This window comes from Actinomadura sediminis (genome assembly GCF_042675525.1).
GTDB classification, from domain to species: Bacteria; Actinomycetota; Actinomycetes; order Streptosporangiales; family Streptosporangiaceae; genus Spirillospora; species Spirillospora sediminis.
The window spans coordinates 1-17,911 of sequence record NZ_JBHTJA010000030.1; the positions used below are offsets into that span (position 1 = coordinate 1).

At 73.9% G+C, this 17,911-nt stretch carries 14 protein-coding genes; 5 read left to right on the plus strand and 9 right to left on the minus strand.

Features of this window, described 5'->3' with window-relative positions; all coding sequences use genetic code 11:
* Both ACFQ11_RS16755 and selD read left to right on the plus strand, forming a co-directional pair.
* Positions 1 to 391 (plus strand): SelB domain-containing protein (locus tag ACFQ11_RS16755; RefSeq protein WP_378299464.1); only part of this gene is annotated, 391 nt, incomplete at its 5' end.
* Entirely contained in the window at positions 388 to 1,389 is a 1,002-nt protein-coding gene (gene selD, locus ACFQ11_RS16760) for a selenide, water dikinase SelD (protein ID WP_378299466.1), read from the plus strand. The genes ACFQ11_RS16755 and selD, both read left to right, overlap by 4 nt.
* 29 nt (positions 1,390 to 1,418) lie before the next feature.
* Here the strand turns inward: selD and fdh are convergent, their stop codons facing one another.
* The 4 genes from fdh to ACFQ11_RS16780 all read right to left on the minus strand — a co-directional run bounded on the left by fdh (position 1,419) and on the right by ACFQ11_RS16780 (position 8,732).
* Positions 1,419 to 4,670 carry a formate dehydrogenase gene (gene fdh / locus ACFQ11_RS16765; protein ID WP_378299468.1) on the minus strand — a complete coding sequence of 1,084 codons (3,252 nt, stop codon included), beginning with the start codon at positions 4,668 to 4,670 and terminating at the stop codon, positions 1,419 to 1,421.
* A gap of 93 nt (positions 4,671 to 4,763) precedes the next feature.
* Positions 4,764 to 6,524 (minus strand): hypothetical protein, encoded by a 1,761-nt coding sequence (locus tag ACFQ11_RS16770; RefSeq protein ID WP_378299470.1) that lies wholly within the window; start codon positions 6,522 to 6,524, stop codon positions 4,764 to 4,766.
* A 151-nt stretch (positions 6,525 to 6,675) separates the two neighbouring features.
* Complete coding sequence (locus tag ACFQ11_RS16775; protein ID WP_378299472.1) at positions 6,676 to 7,446, minus strand: SCO6745 family protein; 771 nt, start codon at positions 7,444 to 7,446, stop codon at positions 6,676 to 6,678.
* Positions 7,447 to 7,535: 89 nt separating this feature from the next.
* Positions 7,536 to 8,732 carry a hypothetical protein gene (locus ACFQ11_RS16780; RefSeq protein WP_378299474.1) on the minus strand — a complete coding sequence of 399 codons (1,197 nt, stop codon included), beginning with the start codon at positions 8,730 to 8,732 and terminating at the stop codon, positions 7,536 to 7,538.
* Positions 8,733 to 8,973: 241 nt separating this feature from the next.
* Here ACFQ11_RS16780 and ACFQ11_RS16785 point away from each other — a divergent pair, with 241 nt between their 5' ends.
* Positions 8,974 to 9,543, plus strand: coding sequence for a hemerythrin domain-containing protein (locus ACFQ11_RS16785; RefSeq protein WP_378299476.1), 570 nt, complete (start codon positions 8,974 to 8,976; stop codon positions 9,541 to 9,543).
* 55 nt (positions 9,544 to 9,598) lie between these two features.
* On the opposite strand, the gene ACFQ11_RS16790 is transcribed toward ACFQ11_RS16785, so the two are convergent.
* The 3 genes from ACFQ11_RS16790 to ACFQ11_RS16800 form a co-directional block, all read right to left on the minus strand.
* Positions 9,599 to 10,759 (minus strand): PP2C family protein-serine/threonine phosphatase, encoded by a 1,161-nt coding sequence (locus ACFQ11_RS16790; RefSeq protein ID WP_378299478.1) that lies wholly within the window; start codon positions 10,757 to 10,759, stop codon positions 9,599 to 9,601.
* 294 nt (positions 10,760 to 11,053) lie between these two features.
* The gene (locus tag ACFQ11_RS16795) at positions 11,054 to 11,617 is read right to left on the minus strand and encodes a MarR family winged helix-turn-helix transcriptional regulator (RefSeq protein ID WP_378299480.1); all 564 of its coding nucleotides are present in this window, start codon (positions 11,615 to 11,617) and stop codon (positions 11,054 to 11,056) included.
* 101 nt (positions 11,618 to 11,718) lie between these two features.
* Positions 11,719 to 12,810: an Lrp/AsnC family transcriptional regulator gene (locus ACFQ11_RS16800; protein WP_378299483.1), complete on the minus strand. Its 1,092-nt coding sequence runs from the start codon at positions 12,808 to 12,810 to the stop codon at positions 11,719 to 11,721.
* Positions 12,811 to 12,881: 71 nt separating this feature from the next.
* Here ACFQ11_RS16800 and ACFQ11_RS16805 point away from each other — a divergent pair, with 71 nt between their 5' ends.
* Positions 12,882 to 14,105, plus strand: coding sequence for a M20 metallopeptidase family protein (locus tag ACFQ11_RS16805; protein WP_378299485.1), 1,224 nt, complete (start codon positions 12,882 to 12,884; stop codon positions 14,103 to 14,105).
* Positions 14,102 to 15,529 (plus strand): MFS transporter, encoded by a 1,428-nt coding sequence (locus ACFQ11_RS16810; RefSeq protein ID WP_378299487.1) that lies wholly within the window; start codon positions 14,102 to 14,104, stop codon positions 15,527 to 15,529. Before ACFQ11_RS16805 ends, ACFQ11_RS16810 begins: the two co-directional genes overlap by 4 nt.
* A 36-nt stretch (positions 15,530 to 15,565) precedes the next feature.
* On the opposite strand, the gene ACFQ11_RS16815 is transcribed toward ACFQ11_RS16810, so the two are convergent.
* Together ACFQ11_RS16815 and ACFQ11_RS16820 are read right to left on the minus strand one after the other, a co-directional pair.
* On the minus strand, positions 15,566 to 16,306 hold the full coding sequence (locus ACFQ11_RS16815) for a DUF4184 family protein (protein WP_378299489.1): 741 nt from the start codon (positions 16,304 to 16,306) through the stop codon (positions 15,566 to 15,568).
* 96 nt (positions 16,307 to 16,402) lie between these two features.
* Positions 16,403 to 17,908: an FAD-dependent oxidoreductase gene (locus ACFQ11_RS16820; protein ID WP_378299491.1), complete on the minus strand. Its 1,506-nt coding sequence runs from the start codon at positions 17,906 to 17,908 to the stop codon at positions 16,403 to 16,405.
* Between the last annotated feature and the right edge of the window lie 3 nt (positions 17,909 to 17,911).

Genomic DNA, 17,911 nt, shown 5'->3' on the forward strand with positions numbered 1-17,911 from the left:
CCTCTACGCGAAGCCCCCCGAGCTGCCGCCGCGCGTCCGCGCGGCCGTGGACGCGCGCCGCCGCGACCTCGCCGCGGCCCCGTTCCGCGCGCCCGACGCGAACCGGCTCGCCGAACTCGGCCTCACCCCGCGGCTGCTCGCCGCGGCCGCCGCCGCGGGCGCCCTCCTCAAGATCGGCGACGGGCTGGTCCTGCTGCCCGGCGACGACGCCCGCGCCGCCGCCCGGCTCGCCGAACTCGACCCGCCGTTCACGCTCAGCGAGGCCCGCCGCGCGCTCGGCACCACCCGCCGCACGGCCGTCCCGCTGCTGGAGCACCTGGACGCCCGCGGATACACGATCCGCGTGGACGACCGGCACCGACGCTGCCGCGACCCCGAAGGGACCTCATGACCGTCACCGTCGAACGCCTCACGCAGTACGCGCACGGCGGCGGCTGCGCCTGCAAGATCCCGCCCGGCGAGCTCGAGGACGTCGTCGCCGGGCTGACCGCCGCGCCCCGGGACCCGAACGGGGAACTGCTCGTCGGGCTCGACACCGGCGACGACGCCGCCGTCGTCCGGATGCCGGGCTCCCCGGACGCGGTCGTCGCCACCGCCGACTTCTTCACCCCCGTCGTGGACGACCCGTACGACTGGGGACGCATCGCCGCCGCGAACGCGCTGTCGGACGTGTACGCCGTCGGCGGCCGCCCGCTCGTCGCCGTCAACCTGCTGGCCTGGCCCCGGGACGTCCTGCCGTTCGACCTCGCGCGGGAGGCGCTGCGCGGCGGCCTCGACGTCGCCGCGCTCGCGGGCTGCCACGTCGGCGGCGGGCACAGCGTCGACGACCCCGAACCCAAGTACGGGATGGCCGTGACGGGCGTCGCCGACCCGGACCGGCTGCTGCGCAACGACACCGGCGCCCCCGGCCTCCCGCTGACCCTCACCAAGCCGCTCGGCGTCGGCGTCCTCAACAACCGGCACAAGTCGACCGGGGAGGTGTTCCCGCAGGCCGTCGCGGCGATGACGGCGCTGAACCGGGACGCGTCCGCCGCCGCGCTCGCCGCCGGGGCCCGCTGCGCGACGGACGTCACCGGCTTCGGCCTGCTCGGCCACCTCTACAAGCTCGCCCGCGCGTCCGGCGTCACCGCCGTCGTCGACGCGGCGGCCGTCCCGTACCTGGACGGCGCGCGCGAGGCCGTCCGGGACGGGTTCGTCAGCGGCGGCACCCGCCGCAATCTCGGCTGGGTCGCCCCGCACACCGACTTCGGCGCCGCCGACGAGGAGACCCGCCTGCTGCTGGCCGACGCCCAGACCTCCGGCGGCCTCCTCGTCGCCGGCGAGGTCCCCGGGCACCCGGTCGTCGGCGAACTCCGCCCCGCCGCCGAGTCCGCGATCGTCGTCCGCTAGACCCGCCGGCCGGTTCTCGGCCGCCGTCCCTAGACCTCGGTTCCCGTCTCGTCTGTGATGCCCGCGCGGCGCTGGTAGTCGCGGACGAGGTCGAGGCGGGCGGCGCCGCGGGGGCGGCGGCCGGGGCGGATGTCGCAGGCGAGGGCCTTCGTCTCCTGGATGTGCGTGTTCGGGTCCAGGGACAGGTGCACGAGCTCGTTCGCGGCGTCGCCGGTGCTGTAGCCGTTCGGGCCCCAGTGGTAGGGGAGGCCGATCTGGTGCAGGGGCCGGCCGTCCACGACGAGGGGCTTCATCCGGTCGGTGACGAGGACGCGCGCCTCGACGGCGTTGCGGCCGTTCACGATCGTCGCCCAGCCGCCGTGCCGCAGGTTCCGCTCGGCGGCCAGTTCCGGCGAGACCTCGCAGAAGAACTCCGGCTGGAGCTCGGCGAGGTAGGGCTGCCACCGGGACATGCCGCCCGCCGTGTGGTGCTCGGTGAGCCGGTACGTCGTCACGACGTACGGGAACACGTCCGCGCCCGGTGCGCCGCCGCTCGGCTGGTACCGGTTCGCCGGGTACGTCCGCAGCACGTGCCGGACGGGGTTGTGCTGCTGGGCGTACAGGGGGTTCGCGAACGGCGACTCCTGCGGCTCGTAGTGCGTCGGCAGGGGCCCGTCGGTGAGCCCCGCCGGGGCGTACAGCCACGCCTTGCCGTCGGCCTGCATGATGAACGGGTCGTTGCCCGCGAGGGCGGCGGGGCCCGTGGCGCCGTGCTCCGGCCGGAAGTCCGGTGCCTTGTCGGCGGCGAAGTCCGGCACGTCGTGGCCCGTCCACTTGCCCTCGTCCGGGTCCCACCAGACGAGCGCCTTGCGTTCGCTCCACGGGTTGCCGTCCGGGTCCGCGGACGCCCGGTTGTACAGAATCCGGCGGTTCATCGGCCACGCCCAGCCCCATTCGGGCGCGACCCAGTTCTGGTCGCGGCCGGGCTTGCGGCGGGCCGTCTGGTTGACGCCGTCCGCGTAGCAGCCCGCGTAGATCCAGCAGCCGCACGAGGTGGACCCGTCGTCCTTGAGCTGCGTGTACGACGAGAGCGGGTTCCCATCGCCGTCGTATCCGTTGATCTCGGCGAGGACGGCCGCGGCGTCGGGCTCGTCCAGGTCGCCGTGCGTCGGGTAGTCCCAGGTGAGGTCGAGGACGGGCCGGTCCATCTCGTCGGTGGAGCCGGCGAGCTTCTCCCGGACGATGCGGCCCAGGTGGTACATGAACCACAGGTCGCTGCGGGCGTCCCCGGCGGGATCGACGGCCTTGTGGTGCCACTGGAGCATGCGCTGGGTGTTGGTGAAGCTGCCCTCCTTCTCGGTGTGCGCGGCGGCGGGAAGGAAGAACACCTCGGTGCCGATGTCCTCGGTGCGCATCTCCCCCGACTCGATCTCCGGGCCGTCCTTCCACCACGTCGCCGACTCGATCAGCGAGAAGTCGCGGACGACGAGCCAGTCGAGGTTCGCCATCCCGAGGCGCTGCACCTTCGCGTTGGCGGACCCGACCGCGGGGTTCTCGCCCATCAGGAAGTAGCCCTTGCAGACGCCGTCGATCTGCGCCATCGCCGTCTCGTACGTGCTGTGCGAGCCGGTCAGCCGCGGCAGGTAGTCGAAGCGGTAGTCGTTCTCCTCGGTGGCCGCGTCGCCCCAGTAGGCCTTCAGCAGGCTCACGAAGTACGACCGCATCTCGCCCCAGAAGCCCTTCTTCGCCGACTCGCCCTCGACGAACCGGGCCAGGTCCAGGTCGGGGTGCGCGTGCGGCATCGGGATGTACCCGGGCAGCAGGTTGAACAGGGTCGGGATGTCGGTGGAGCCCTGGATCGAGGCGTGCCCCCGCAACGCCAGGATCCCGCCGCCGGGGCGGCCGATGTTGCCGAGCAGCGTCTGCAGGATCGCCGCCGTACGGATGTACTGGACGCCCACCGTGTGCTGCGTCCAGCCGACGGCGTAGGCGAACGCGGTCGTCCGGTCCCGGCCCGAGTTGTCGGCGACGAGCCGGCACACCTCCAGGAACCGGTCGGCGGGGACGCCGGTGATGCGCTCCACGATCTCCGGCGTGTACCGGGAGAAGTGCCGCTTGAGCACCTGGAACACGCACCGGGGGTGCCGGAGCGTCGGATCCCGGACGGGGTCGCCCTCGCCGAGCCCGGGACCGCCCGAACCGGACGCCTCGCCGTGCCCGGACATCGCCACCGCCTGCCGGTGCGCCTCGTAGGCCTGGTCCCGCTGCCCGGACGCCGCCTGCACCTGCATGCCCTCGTACTGCCAGCTCGACAGGTCGTAGGTGCGGTGCTCCGCGTCGAGGCCGGAGAACACGCCGTCGAGGTCCTCGGTGTCGCGGAAGTCCTCGTGGAGGATCACCGACGCGTTGGTGTAGTCCAGCACGTACTCGTGGAAGTACGCGTCGTTCTGCAGGACGTAGTTGACGATGCCGCCGAGGAACGCGATGTCGCTCCCGGCGCGCAGCGGGACGTGGACGTCGGCGAGCGCGCTCGTCCGCGTGAAGCGCGGGTCGACGTGGACGACCTTCGCGCCGCGCGCCTTCGCCTCCATCACCCACTGGAACCCGACGGGATGGCACTCGGCCATGTTCGAGCCCTGGATGACGATGCAGTCGGCGTTCTGCAGATCCTGCTGGAAGGTGGTCGCGCCGCCGCGTCCGAACGAGGTTCCCAGACTGGGAACCGTGGAGGAGTGTCAAACGCGCGCCTGATTCTCGATCTGCACCGCGCCGAGCGCGGTGAACAGCTTCTTGATCAGGTAGTTCTCCTCGTTGTCGAGCGTGGCGCCGCCGAGGCTGGCGATGCCCAGCGTGCGCCGCACCCGCAGGTCGTCCTGCTCCCACTGCCAGCCGTGCCGCCGCGCCTCGATCACTCGGTCGGCGATCATGTCCATCGCGACGTCGAGTTCGAGCTCCTCCCACTCGGTGCCGTGCGGGCGCCGGTACAGGACGCGGTGCTCGCGCGCCGACCCGGTGGTGAGCTGCAGGCTGGCCGAGCCCTTCGGGCAGAGCCGCCCCCGGCTGACGGGCGAGTCGGGGTCGCCCTCGATCTGCGTGACCTTCCCGCCCTGGACGTACACGTCCTGGCCGCAGCCGACCGCGCAGTACGGGCACACGGATTTCACGACCTTCTCGGCCGTGCCGACCCGGGGCTTCAGGTTCGCGGTCGTCGCGCTCTTGACGGCCGCGCCGCGTCCGAGCGGGTCGCCGTCGGAGAACTGGCGGTAGACGGGCCACGAATCGATCCACTGCCGGACGCCCATGCCGCACACCGCCTCTCGTCCTGTCGGAGTCACCCGGACGCAGCGTCACCTACCCCGCTGCGGCCCGCTAAACACCGCGGCCGCGATCTCTGGTCATTTCCCCGCGAACACGGCGAGGTTCTGCGAGATGGGCTCCGGCCGGCCGCCGTTCTGCACGGCGGCGGCGGTGAGGACGTCCAGGTGCTGGTACCCCGGCGCGACGACGTCGCCCGGCCGCGGGTCGCGGGCGGCCAGACCGTCCCCGGCCTGCAGGTTCAGCGTCGGGTTCGCGTCGATACCGCCGGTGTGGACGGCGTCGTCGGCGATCCCCGGGGCGTCCGCGAGCGCGATGTCGGTGATCAGCTTCGTGGGGAAGTAGTGCTCGGTGAAGTCGAGGGGGTGCTCCGACAGGCTCCGCGCGAGCTGCCCGATGTCGGTGACCTCCTTGGCGGCCGTCGTGAACGGCCCGCCGTGCCTCGACTCGTACCCGGGGTCGTCCGGCACGCCGACGAGGTCGAAGTTCCGCCACGTGTACAGCGGCCCGTGCGGGGAGTCGGGGATCGCCTTCTTCTCGGTGCCGACCAGCGCCGCGAGCCCGCCGAGGCCCAGCCCGTCCAGGTCGTTGGGCGCCGGGAACTCCTTGTCCACGATCTTCCCGCCGTCCCAGAACCCGACGCTGGCCTGCATGAACGCGAGCGGCTGCGAGTTGTCGTCCAGCAGCCCGCCCAGCGCGGCCGCGTTGGTGAACCGGAAGTCGCGGACGGACGGGGAGCCCGCGGCGAACGTCGGGTAGTCCTTGGAGAACAGCAGCCGGAACGTGGTGTCGGTGTTGAAGGAGGACGGGACGCGGGTCGCGAGGTCCGAGACGCCCTCGGGGTCGAGCCGCGCGGCCAGGCCCGCGATCGCGAGGAGGTTCATCGTCTCGGTGTTGACGACGGCGGGCGCCGACAGCGCCCGCGGGATCACTCCCGCCGCCAGGCCCAGCCGGACGACCCCGGCGCCGAACTCGACGAGCGGCACCATGTCCGCGGGGAACCCCTCCATCCCGAGGACGCCGGTGTCGATGCGGGTGTCGAGCGCGAAGTACCCGCCGCACTGCCCGTGTCCCGCGTCGGCGGTGGTGGCGGGGTCGCCGTCGAAGTCCCACATCGCGAAGTAGGCGGTGAGGACGCCGCCGAGCGAATGCCCGCCGCACATCACCTTCCGCTTGCGGAGCCCCCGGTCCGGCAACTCCCGGACCAGCAGGTCGTACTGGTCGCGGACGGTCTGCTCCAGCCCCACGTGCTGGAGCCACTCCACCTGCTCGTTCGTCCGGTACCCGGCGAACGTCCGGCCGTCGATCTCCTTCTGCCGGTAGTAGTAGTCGACGGCGAGGCGGACGTCGCCGGCCGCGAGGCCCGCCCGGACGCCGGTGCGGTCCTCCAGGCAGTTGGACCGCCGGTCGAGCGCCCAGAACTCGATGTGGTCGCCGTTCTCCGCGGCCCGGTGGACGGTGTTGCGGGCGAGCCCGTCGAAGGACCCGGCGCCCGCGAAGATCCCCGGTTGCGCGACGAGGATCCGGTCCGCGTCCGCCGGCGCCGCGGGCCCGTCCGCGTGCCGGTACCGCAGGTACGACAGCCAGTCGCACCGCTCGGGGCGCGGCCCGGCCGACTCGGGCAGCGGGACCCGGACCCGCACCACCGACTCCTCGACGTCGGTGACGGGCGAGCTCGACGGGACGGGCGTCTCGGTCCGGCCGGGGGCGCGGGCGGCGGCGGGCGGCGGCGCGGCCAGGGCGCCGGCGGCGAGCGCCGAGGCCGTGAGCAGGGCCGCCGCGCGGCGCCGGGACAACGGGGAACGGGCGGCTCGGCGTCCTGTGCCGGGGCTCGGCCTCATCACGCTCTCCTCGGGGGAGGACCGGTCGATGAGTCGACAATGGACGCCGCCGCCCGCCGGGGATAGTCCCCGGCCGATGATTCGCCGCCCGCCCGTTGTCCTGGACCGCCAAATTCCGGGACCGCCGAACGGGGACGGCCCGGGGCCGGGCTCAGCCCAGCGCGGCGCCCCTCGCCTTCTCGACGAGCGCGGCGTACTCGGCGAACTCGGACGGCGTCAGAGCGCGCCCGTACACGGCCGCGGTGACCCGGTTCGTCGCCGCCTCGGCCTCGTCGCGGCGGGCGATCGCGGACGCGTCGGCGGCCGCGTCGTCGGCGACCTTGCGCCACCCGACGAACCGCGCCCGGGCGGGGCCGCCCTGCGCGAGGACGGCGTCCAGCGGGGCGAGCCCGGCGGCGGTCGTCGCGCACAGGTGCACGGCGCCGCGCCACTCGCGCAGGACGTTGATCAGCTGCATCAGCCGGGCGGGGCCGCCGGGGGCGGTCTCCTCGGCGCGCCAGCCGGCGAACAGCGGCAGGCCGGAGCAGTCCGCGGCGGCGATGACCCGGCCCGCCAGCTCGGTGAGCCGGTCCACCGCCGCGCCGTCGAGCCCGGCCAGGTGCTCCTCGCCCCACTGGGCGCAGGCGCGGCCGTACCGGCGGGCGGCCTCGCGGGCGCCCGCGACGGCGACGCCCTCTTCCCAGCAGATCCGGACGGCGCGGGGCTCGAACCAGCCGAACGCCGCGTTCACCACGCTCGCGTCGACGTCGCCCAGCACGCCGCCGCGCCCGGCGAAGTACCACGCGAACGGATTGTCGTATCCGGCGTCCTTGCCGCGCGCGGCGGTGACCGGGTCCAGCATCCACGCGGCCCCGACATCATGAATGATCTTGTCTACGGACGGTACGGCCTGCTCGAGGTCGGTTACGGTCGGCTCGCCCACTCGCGGCATCCTTCCCACGTGATACCGAATGGTCTTCGGTATGGGGAGGGTACCCGCCGGGGCGTGCTCCGGTCACGCCGCTCGCGCGGTCATCCGAGCCGCAGCCGCTCGACCGGGTGCGGGCCCTCGGTCTCCAGGCGGTACTCCTCGCCGTACTTGTCGATGTGCTCGCCGATGACCCGCGCCTGGGGCACCCCGCCGGCGTTGATCTTGTTCTGCCACTCCTCGAACCGGCGGTGCGCCTCCTGGACGTAGCCGGTGCCCAGCGTCGTCCAGTCGATCTGCGTGGCCAGCACCTCCCGGACGTACTCCTTGTTCGGCTCGAACCTGACCGGTTCGGGCAGCGCGGGCGCGAGGATGCTCTCGGGGTCGCGGCCGTCGTGCCGCCGCATCAGGTCGCACGCGATGTGCAGGTGCTCCAGCTCCATGTTCAGGTGGAGCTCCCAGATGTTCTTGATCCGCGGGTCGGTCTCGGTCTGCATGAAGGAGTAGTAGAGGTAGCACTCGTTGTACTCGTGGTTGACGAGTCGCTCCCACCACGTCTCGCCCGGGTCGACCAGCGACTCGTAGTGCGTGACGTGCTCCTCCTCCACCAGCCCGATCTCCTGGTAGAGCTGGCGGGCGATCGGCTCCATGTACATCGGGCCGACGTTCATGTAGAAGTTCATCGTCTGCTGCTCGGCCGACATGATGGTCAGCGCGTGCAGCTTCGACAGCGGCGCGGCCGTCTGCTTGTCGTAGGGCTCGCGGACGTTGTCCATCGGATGCCGGTGCTGCTGCGGGCCGGGCCGGCCCGGCATCACCTCGGTGAGCTGGTCGACGATCTTCTCCGCCTTGCGGTGCTCGATCATCTCGTACAGGTTCGCGTACCGGTAGAGGTGGTCGAAGTCCTCCAGCAGCCCGAACTCGTACGCCTGCTTGAGGTAGGGGTCGGGCTCCATCCGCGCGACCCAGCCGGTGAGGTCGACCGCGACCTGCTCGTAGGACAGGGTCGTCTCCAGGACCGACGCCTGGCCGGGCAGCAGCCAGTTCACCACCTTCTGCTGCTGCTGCTCCATGTACCGGACGTGCGCGAGCTTCTGCTTGACCTCCGGGTCGGTGCACACGCGGTTGAAGTGGTGGCTGAACATGATCGCCTCCACCTCGATGCCGTTCATCGTGATGATGCGGCACTTGGTGTAGGGATCGGCGTGGTCGGGGTCGACGGGCGCGACGTCGAGCTGCCCCCAGTCGCGAAGCTGCTCGTCGAGCGGGATACCGCGGTGTTCGAGCGGGTTGAAGGCCACCTGGTCCACCTTTCCTGTGGGACGTTCGCCGGTTCGGCCGCCGCTTCTCGCCGGCCGCGTCTCGTGGGCACAGCCGCACCTACCCGCTCGGTCCCGTTCACACATCGGCCGTGTCACCGCGTACGGGTTCTTTGCCCGCGCATCGCCCGGACCTCGCTTACCCGCCCGGGTCCCGGGTACTGCACCGGCGCCCGCGCCGGTGAGGCCGGGCGGACCGTTCGCCGAGACACCGGAGGCCCGCATGAGCACCGCACCCACCGCGGTCGAGAACGACATCGTCGACCTGCTGCGCGCGCAGCACGGCCAGATCCGCGACCTGTTCGACAAGGTCGAGCACACCACGGGCAAGGAGCGCACCGAGGCCTTCCAGGCGCTCGTCCGGCTGCTCGCCGTGCACGAGACGGCCGAGGAGGAGATCGTCCACCCGGCGGCCCGCAAGGCGCTGCCCGGCGGCGACGGGATCGTCGAGGACCGGCTCCGCGAGGAGCGCGAGGCCAAGGAGGTGCTCGCCGAACTGGACGGCATGGACACCTCGGCGCCCGACTTCCTGGAGAAGCTCGACAGGCTCCGCGTCGAGGTGCTGACGCACGCGCGCGCCGAGGAGCGCTACGAGTTCGAGCGGCTCGGCGACGCGTTCACCGACGCGCAGCGCAAGGGGTTCGCCGCCGCGGTCAAGGCCGCCGAGGCCGCCGCGCCCACGCACCCGCACCCGGGCACCGAGAGCGCCACGAAGAACATGCTCGCCGGACCGGTGGCGGCCATCGGCGACCGCGTCCGCGACATGATCCGCGACGCCCGCGGCAAGGGCTGAGCGGGCTCCGGCCGGACGTCCGTCCGGTCACGTCCGTCCGGTCACGTCCGTCGGGTCACTTCCAGTCGAGGCAGACCACGACGGCGTCGTCGTCGAGGTCGGCGCCCTCGTGGTACTCGATCAGCTCGTCGATGACGGTCAGCGGAACCTCCGCGGCGTCCTGCAGCCGGGTGCGGCGGGTGGCCTGCTCCAGCGCCTGCGCGCCGAACTCGCCGCGCGGCGTCCGGGCGGAGAACACGCCGTCGCTGACGACGACGAGCCGGTCGCCCGGCTCCAGCCGGAACCGCTGCGGGCGGTACTCGGTGTCGGGGAACATGCCGAGCGGGAGCTGCTGCTCCAGGTCGACGCTGCCGACGTCGGTGCCCCGCATCCGCAGGATGCGGGGCGAGCCGGCGTCGATGACGTGCACGACCCCGTCCGCGAGGTCGATGCGCATCACGAGCGTCTCGGTGAACTCGCGCCCGCCGTAGCGGACGTGCACCATGTCGTTGGCGAGGCTGGCCTGCTCGGCGATGTCGGCGCCGGACCGGCGGGCGTTGCGCATCGCGCCGACGGTCAGCGACGTCAGCAGCGCCGCCTGGATGCCGGTGCCGGAGCCGTTGGTGACGGTGAGCGCGAGATGGTCGTGCTCGGCGGACCAGTCGAAGTTGTCGCCGCCGATCGAATAGGCGGGCTCCAGGTGCCCGGCGAGGCTGAACCGGTCGCCGGTGCAGGCGTGCCCGGGGAGGAGCTGCCACTGCAGTTCGGCGGCGAGCGTGAGGCGCTTGCGGCGCCGGGCCCGCTCGTAGCGGTCGGTGTGGTGCCACGCGACCTTCAGCGCCGCGCCGAGCACCTCGCCGACCTCCTCGAGGCGGGCGAGCTCGTCGTCGGTCCACGGGTCCGCGCCGGCCAGCTCCAGGACGCCCATCCGCTCGCCGCGGCTGACCACGGGCACGAACAGCACCTCGGGGGCCGCACCGCCGCCGTCCCGGCGCGGGGAGTGCCGGACGGGACGCCGCGACACGAACGCCCGGCCCGCGTCCGTCCCCCGGACGCGGAGCACTCCGGTGCCGTCCCCCGGCCCGGCGCCGAGCGGCGGGACCGGCAGCAGGACCCGCGAGTGGTAGTCGTTCACCAGCAGGCGCACCCCGGCGAGCCCGGGGCGGGCCCCCTCAAGGGCGGCGGCCAGCGCCTCGGGGAGCGCGTGGGCGGGCGCGGACCGCAGCGCCCGCTCCACCGCGCTCCAGGGACTCGCAGACCCGCATCCCACTTCGCACCCCGTCCTGCCCCAAAACCAACGATCATGACGAACGGCGACCGTCTGCCCCCGGGCCTGACGCGTCCGGCAGGTCCCAACCGCTCGGGACGGAGAACCGCAGGGGAAGACTGCCAGAGAAGTTTGCCATAGGGCAAATACTTGACGGCGTGCGGGGTGGGGCGGCGGCGTCCCGCCGTGCTCCGCGTCATGGGACGCGCCCCGGCGGCGCCCGCCCGTGCCCGTCCGGTCAGGCCGTCCGGTCAGGCCGTCCGGTCAGGCCGTCCGGGAGCCGGGCGCGCGCACCGCCCCGGGCCCCGCCGCCTCCAGCCGGTCGCAGGCCATCCCGAACTCGGTCAGCGCGTCGATGAGCCGCCCCCGGGACGGGGGCGACATCTGTTCCAGCACCTCGCGCACCGCCTCGCGGCGCCGCCGCGTCAGCTCGCCGTGCAGCCGCTCGCCCTGGTCGGTGAGCCGCACGATGATCTCCCGCCGGTCGGTCGGGGCCGCCTCGCGCACCACCAGCCCGGCCGCCTCCAGCCGGTCGCACAACCGGCTCGTCGACGACGGGATCGCGCCGAGCTCCTCCGCGAGCCCGCCGAGGTTCAGCCGCCCGAACCGCGCGATCGCCTCCACCGCGCGCAGCTGGATCGGCGACACCGCCGGCTCCAGCCCCTGGTCGGCGCGGCTCCACAGCAGCGCCGCCGTGCTCAGCACCCGTTCCACGGCGGCCGTGACGTCACCCGGCACGGCGCCCTTCCCGTGGGCGCCCTTCCCCTGGGCGCCCGTCCCGTCCGCCGCGTGCTCGCCGGCCGGCGGCTCCGGTCGTCGCTGAGTCACACCCCCGCCTTTCTGGAGCTCCTGTACCGCGCCCCCGGCGCGCCGCCGTGCCCGCGCCGCCGCGTTCCGGACCCGGTGCGGGCGGTATCCCACGATACGCCTCAGCCGGGTTCCCGCCGGGACGGGCCGGGACCGGCGCGCAGCCGGTCGACCAGGTCGCCGAGCGCGCTCTCCGACAGCGGATCGTCCCAGGTCCAGAACGGGACGGCGCGCAGGTGCCGGCCCTGCGGGTCGAGGATCTGCCCCGCCAGCTTCATCTGCCACAGCCCCACCGCGCGGTCGGTGACCGTCAGTTGCGGGTAGCTGCGGCGCAAGGCCGTCTCGAACGACTGGACCCGGTCGATCGACCGCAGCCACACCGCGAACAGCATGTTGTCGGCGCCGGACAGGGACGCGCACATCCGCGTCTCCCGCAGCCCCGCGAGCCGTCCGGCCAGCCGCCCCACCTCGTCCGGCGGCGCGCTCGCCCACAGGTACACCGTCACCGGCCAGCCCGACAGCGACCGCGCGACCTCGCACCGGTACATCAGCGCGCCGCCCCCCTCCATCCGGGCGAGGCGGCGGCGGACGGTCGTGGGGCTGAGGCCCGTCCGGTCCGCGAGCCGCGCGACCGGCTGCCGGCAGTCCTCCACCAGCAGCCGCGCGAGGTCGCGGTCCTCCTGCCGCACCGTCCGGCCGCCCGCGCCGCCCCGGCGGTCGCCCAGCAGCAGGTCCCGCTGCCGCTCGTCGAGCCGGTCGAGGCGCCACCGGCTGCCCTCCGAGTGCAGCGTCGTCGCGATCTGGGTGCGGGTCGCGATCACGCCCGCCAGCCGCCCCAGCCGGAACCCCACGTACCGCGCCAGCTCGGCGTTGTCCTGCAGGACGACCGTCGCGAGCAGGTCCCGGCCGCCGGTGACGTGCTCGAGGTTGAACACGTGCGGGTCCTCGGCGATCTCGGCGGCGACCGCGTGCAGCCGTCCCGGCGCGCAGTCGATCTCGATGAACGCCACCACCGGCGTCATCCACTCCACCGCCACCGGGAAGCACGCCAGCCACGCCAGCCCGGCGTCGGTCAGCCGCGCCCAGCGGCGGGCCGCCGTGGAGCCGTCCACGCCGAGGGCCGCGCCGATCCGGCGCCAGTCGGCGCGGGGCGCGGTCTGCAGCGCGGTGACGAGCAGATGGTCCAGCTCGTCGAGGGTGCCCGATGTGTGCATTGGTTCCCGGTTTCGTGGCGGATACCGGCAGGTGACCGCCGGGGAAACGGCGTGGACCGCACCATACCCGCATGTCGATCCGTGAAGACGCCGCCGACCTGCGGGAAGAGCTGACCCTCCTGCGCCGCGGCCTGCATCGCGAGCCGGAGCTCGGCCTCGACCTGCCCCGCACCCAGGAGAAGGTGCTCGCCGCCCTGGACGGCCTGCCGCTGGAGATCTCCACCGGCACGGCCCTGACCTCCGTCACCGCCGTGCTGCGCGGCGGCCGCGCCGGGCGCCCGGACGGGACGCGCGCGCCCGCCGTGCTGCTGCGCGGCGACATGGACGCGCTGCCCGTCCAGGAGGACACCGGCCTCGACTACGCCTCGGCGATCCCCGGCCTGATGCACGCCTGCGGCCACGACCTGCACGTCGCGGGACTCGTCGGCGCCGCGAAGCTGCTCGCCGCCCGCCGCGCCGAGCTCCCCGGCGACGTCGTGTTCATGTTCCAGCCGGGGGAGGAGGGCATGGGCGGCGCCAAGATCATGATCGATGAGGGGGTGCTGGACGCGGCCGGGGAGCGCGTCGCCGCCGCCTACACCCTGCACGTCTTCTCCACCGCCCTCCCGCAGGGCATGGCGGTGACCCGGCCGGGGACGGCGCTCGCCGCGTCCGACGCCGTGCACGTCACCGTCCGGGGGAAGGGCGGGCACGGCTCGTCCCCGCACGCCGCCGAGGACCCCGTCCCGGCGCTCGCCGCCATGGTCACGGCCCTGCAGACGATGGTGACCCGCGACCTCGACGTCTTCGACCCCGCGGTGGTCACCGTCGGGTCCGTGCACGCCGGCACCGCGGGTAACGTCATTCCCGAGACGGCGACGCTGGAGGCCACCGTCCGGTCCTTCTCCGAGGACGCGCACCGCAAGGTGCGCGCGGGGATCGAGCGGGTGGTCCGCGGCATCGCCGAGGCGCACGGCGTCACCGCCGACCTCGACTACGTCGAGCAGTACCCGGTCACCGTCAACGACGGCGCGGAAGCCGCGTTCGCGCTCGACACCGCCCGCGACCTGCTGGGCGGCGAGCGCGCCCTCGAAGCGCCCCGCCCGATGGCCGGCTCCGAGGACTTCTCGTTCGTCCTGAACGAGGTGCCCGGCGCCTTCCTCGGCCTGGGCGCCTGCCCCGCCGACCGCGACCCCGCCACCGCACCCATGAACCACTCCCCGCAGGCCGCCTACGACGACGCCGTCCTGCCCGACGCCGCCGCGCTGCTCGCCGAACTGGCCGTCCGCCGGCTGGCCCGTGAGGAGGCGCCGTGACGGCCACCGCCGGCGCCAAGGCGCCCGACCCCCGCGGCGCGGACGGCGCGCCGCCCGTCCAGTCGGTGACCGCCGTGGTCGGCGTGCTCGTCATGTTCGAGGTGGTCAGCGGCTTCCTGCAGGCCGGTATCGCGCCGATGCTGCCCGGCATCGCCGACCACCTCGGCATCTCCGACTCCGCCGTGACGTGGGTCGTCGCGGTGCAGCTCCTCGCCGCCGCCGTCTGCGTCCCCGCGTTCGGGCGGCTCGGCGACCTGTACGGGCACCGCCGGATGCTGCGCATCGCGATCGTCTCCACCGCGATCGGGTCGGTGCTCGTCGCGCTCGCGCCCAACTTCGGGATCCTGCTCCTCGGCCGCTTCCTGCAGGGGCCGCTCGCCGCGCTGCTCCCGCTGGAGATCTCGCTCGTCCGCGACCGGCTGCCCGTCGACCTCGCCCGCCGCGCGATCGCCCGGCTCGTCGGCGCCCTCACCCTCGGCGGGCTGCTCGGCGGCGTCGGGATGGGGGTGGCGGACGCCGCGTTCGGCGACGTCCGGCTCGCCCTCGCCGTCCCCGCCGTGCTCGCGGTGCTGTGCGTGCCCGTCGCGTGGACGTTCGTCCCCGAGTCGGTCACCCGCGCCGCCGGACGCGTCGACTGGCCCGGCATCACGATGCTCGGCCTCGCCGTCGTCGGCGTCCTCGCGGGCGTCTCGCTCGGCGGCGAGCAGGGCTGGCTGACCGGCCCCGCCCTCGGCTGCCTCGCGGCCGGCCTCGTCCTGCTCGCGGCCTGGGCCGTCATGGAGCTGCGGGTCGCCCAGCCCCTCGTCGACCTGCGCGCCATGGCCGGACGGCACGTCGCGCCGTACTACTTCGCCTCGTTCGCGTTCGGCGTGGTGTACTTCGGCGTCCAGTCCCCGAACTCGACGTTCATGGCCACCGACCCGGACGAGGCCGGCTACGGGTTCGGCATGTCGGCGCTGGCGATCTCGATGGTCATGCTGCCCGCGATGATCTGCAGCATCGTCGCGTCCACGCAGACCGCCCGGCTCGCCGCCAAGGTCGGCTACCGTAACGCGCTGATCGGCGCCTACGGCCTCGTCGCGGCCGGATTCGCCGGGATGGCCGTCGCGCACGGCGCCGTCTGGCAGTTCGTCATCGAGCTGATGTTCATGGGCCTCGGGCTCGGCGTCGCGCTCAGCGCCATGCCGACCGTGATCGCCGAGGCCAGCGACCCGTCCCGCACCGGCGTCTCGACGGCGCTGTACAACAACGTCAAGACGGTCGGCGGCGCCGTCGCGGGCGGCGTGTTCGGCACCGTGCTCGCCGCCGCCGCGGGCTCCGACCACCCGAGCGAGGGCGGCTACATGACCGTCTGGCTCGTCAGCGGCCTGTTCGCCCTCGTCGCCGCGTCGCTCGCCCTCGTCGCGGGCAGGCACCGGACGTGATCGCGGCCCCCGGGCCCGGCGGCGGGCCCGGGGGAGTCAGGCTCGCAGTGCGGCCGGGCGGGCGGCGTGCCACCAGACGGCGTAGCCGGTGAGCGCGGCGCCCGCCGTGGCGATCGTCCCGACGGCCGCGTAGTACAGGACCGTGTGGACGTCCGGCTCGTCCGGGAAGAGCAGTGCGCTCAGCAGGCCGCCCGCCGCCGTCGCCAGCCCGAGTCCCGCGCACACCGGCACGCGCGGGCCCGCCGCGTCCGCGGCCTCCTCCGGCGCGGGCGGCGTCACGGGGGCCGTGCGAAGCCGGCGGACCAGCCACAGCAGAATGATCGCCAGTCCCGCGACCCCGCTGACGTGCTGGAGCCAGCGGTACACCTCCAGGCCGCCCAGCGAATGGGTGAGCCCCGGCAGCTCACCGGCGAAACTCCAGTTCAGGTGGGTGAAGGCGTCCCAGAACACGTGGGTTGCCGCGCCGATCGCGACCGACGGCACCGCCCACCCCCACCGGACGGGCGCGTCCACCGGCAGCCGCCGCCGCAGCCGCCCCGGCGCCAGCGCCGCCAGCGGCCGCTTCCACAGCAGGTGCCACACCGCGAACACCGCCAGGCCGATGAGGACGTCCACGGTCACGACGCCGTGCGCCCGATGCGTCGCCCCGCGCAGCTCCATCAGGAAGAAGAAGTACGGGACGTCCGGCGCCATCGACCCGATGACCAGCGCGGACGGCACCAGCGGCCCCCGCATCAGCGGGAGCACGGCGGCGGGATGGCTCAGCGTGAACGGCACGCGTCCCCCTTCGCTCGACGAGATCGTCCGTCCCGTACGACGGGCGGCGGCGGCGCCGAGTTGTGGAGGGGTTGTGGAGGGATCGTGAAGACCGCGTCAGGCGGGCTGCGGGATGTGCCGGCGGGACGCCAGCAGCCGCTCGAGGCCGCCGGGGGACGCCGCGGGAGCGGGCAGCCGGTGGGCGTTGAAGTCGTCGACGAGGGTCCGCACGGTCTCGCGGGCGCACGACTTGTTCGTCCCGATGAAGCCGGTCGGGCCGCGCTTGATCCACCCGGCGACGTACGCGCCGGTCACCGGCTCGCTCGCGCCCACCCGGCCCGCCGTGTTCGGGACCGTCCCGGTGGCCGCGTCGAACGGCAGGCCGGGGACGGGACGCCCGTGGTACCCGATCGACGACAGCACCAGGCCCGCCTCGACGAACTCGGTCTCCCCGGTCGGCACCGCCCGCCCGTCCACCAGCTCGTTGCGGACGAACCCGACGCCGTCCTCCGTGATCCGCTCGGGCGACAGCAGGTACCGCAACGTGATCCGCCGGTTCGTCCCGGACGGCTCGCGGGCCCCGGCCTCGCGGAGCATGCGCAGCTTGTGGACGGTCGAGTGAAGTGCGTCGTCGCCGGGCTCACCGTCGAGCGCGGCTCCCTCGACGGTGACGTCGATGCCCGGGGTGTCGAGCAGGCCGCGCAGCTCGGCGACCGTGAACGCCGACTGGGCGGGGCCGCGCCGCCCCGCGACCACGATCTCCTCGACGCGGCTCTCGCGGAGGGCGTCGAGCGCGGCGGGGGAGATGTCGGTGCCCGCGAGCCGCTCGGGGTCGCTCGCCAGGATGCGCGCCACGTCCAGCGCCACGTTGCCGTTTCCGACGATCACCGCGCGCCGGTGCGACAGGTCGAACGTCCGGTCCGCGTGGTCGGGATGGCCGTTGTACCAGGCGACGAACTCGGTCGCCGTCCCGGCGAGCTCGGCGCCGGGGACGTCCAGCCGCCGGTCCGACGACGCGCCCACCGCGTAGATCACCGCGTGGTGGTGGTCGAGCAGTTCCTCGTGCGTCACGTCGCGGCCCGCCTCGACGCCGCGGAACAGCCGGAAGCCGTCCTGCGCCGAGATCCGGTCGAACAGGTCGGTGACCTGGCGGGTCTTCGGGTGGTCGGGCGCGACGCCCGTCCGGGCCAGCCCGTAGGGGACGGTCAGCCGCTCGAACACGTTCACCCGGGCGCCGGGGACGGTCAGCAGCTCGTCCGCGGCGAACATCGCGGCCGGGCCCGACCCGACGATCGCGACCCGGAGCGGCTCGCCGCCGCGCACCCGCAGCGGCGGCGGCTGCGGCGCGAGCAGCGGCGCCGGCGGGCGCGGCGCCCGGTAGAAGTCGGCGTTCAGCGGGAGGAACGGGAGCTGCTCGTCCGTCAGCTTCGTGTGCGGGACGATCGCGCCCACCGGGCACGCCGACACGCACGCGCCGCAGTCCACGCAGGCCGCGGGGTCGATGTAGAGCATCTCCGCGGTGGCGAAGTCGGGCTCGTCCGGTGTCGGATGGATGCAGTTGACCGGGCACGCGTGGACGCACGAGGCGTCGTTGCAGCACGACTGCGTGACGACGTGGGGCATCGT

Bases quoted from the DNA above. Each gene is read 5' to 3' on its own strand.
- selD (WP_378299466.1), top strand. From the start codon at position 388: ATGACCGTCACCGTCGAACGCCTCACGCAGTACGCGCACGGCGGCGGC.
- ACFQ11_RS16805 (WP_378299485.1), top strand. From the start codon at position 12,882: ATGTCGATCCGTGAAGACGCCGCCGACCTGCGGGAAGAGCTGACCCTC.
- ACFQ11_RS16820 (WP_378299491.1), bottom strand. From the start codon at position 17,908: ATGCCCCACGTCGTCACGCAGTCGTGCTGCAACGACGCCTCGTGCGTC.
- ACFQ11_RS16800 (WP_378299483.1), bottom strand. From the start codon at position 12,810: ATGCACACATCGGGCACCCTCGACGAGCTGGACCATCTGCTCGTCACC.
- ACFQ11_RS16770 (WP_378299470.1), bottom strand. From the start codon at position 6,524: ATGAGGCCGAGCCCCGGCACAGGACGCCGAGCCGCCCGTTCCCCGTTG.
- ACFQ11_RS16785 (WP_378299476.1), top strand. From the start codon at position 8,974: ATGAGCACCGCACCCACCGCGGTCGAGAACGACATCGTCGACCTGCTG.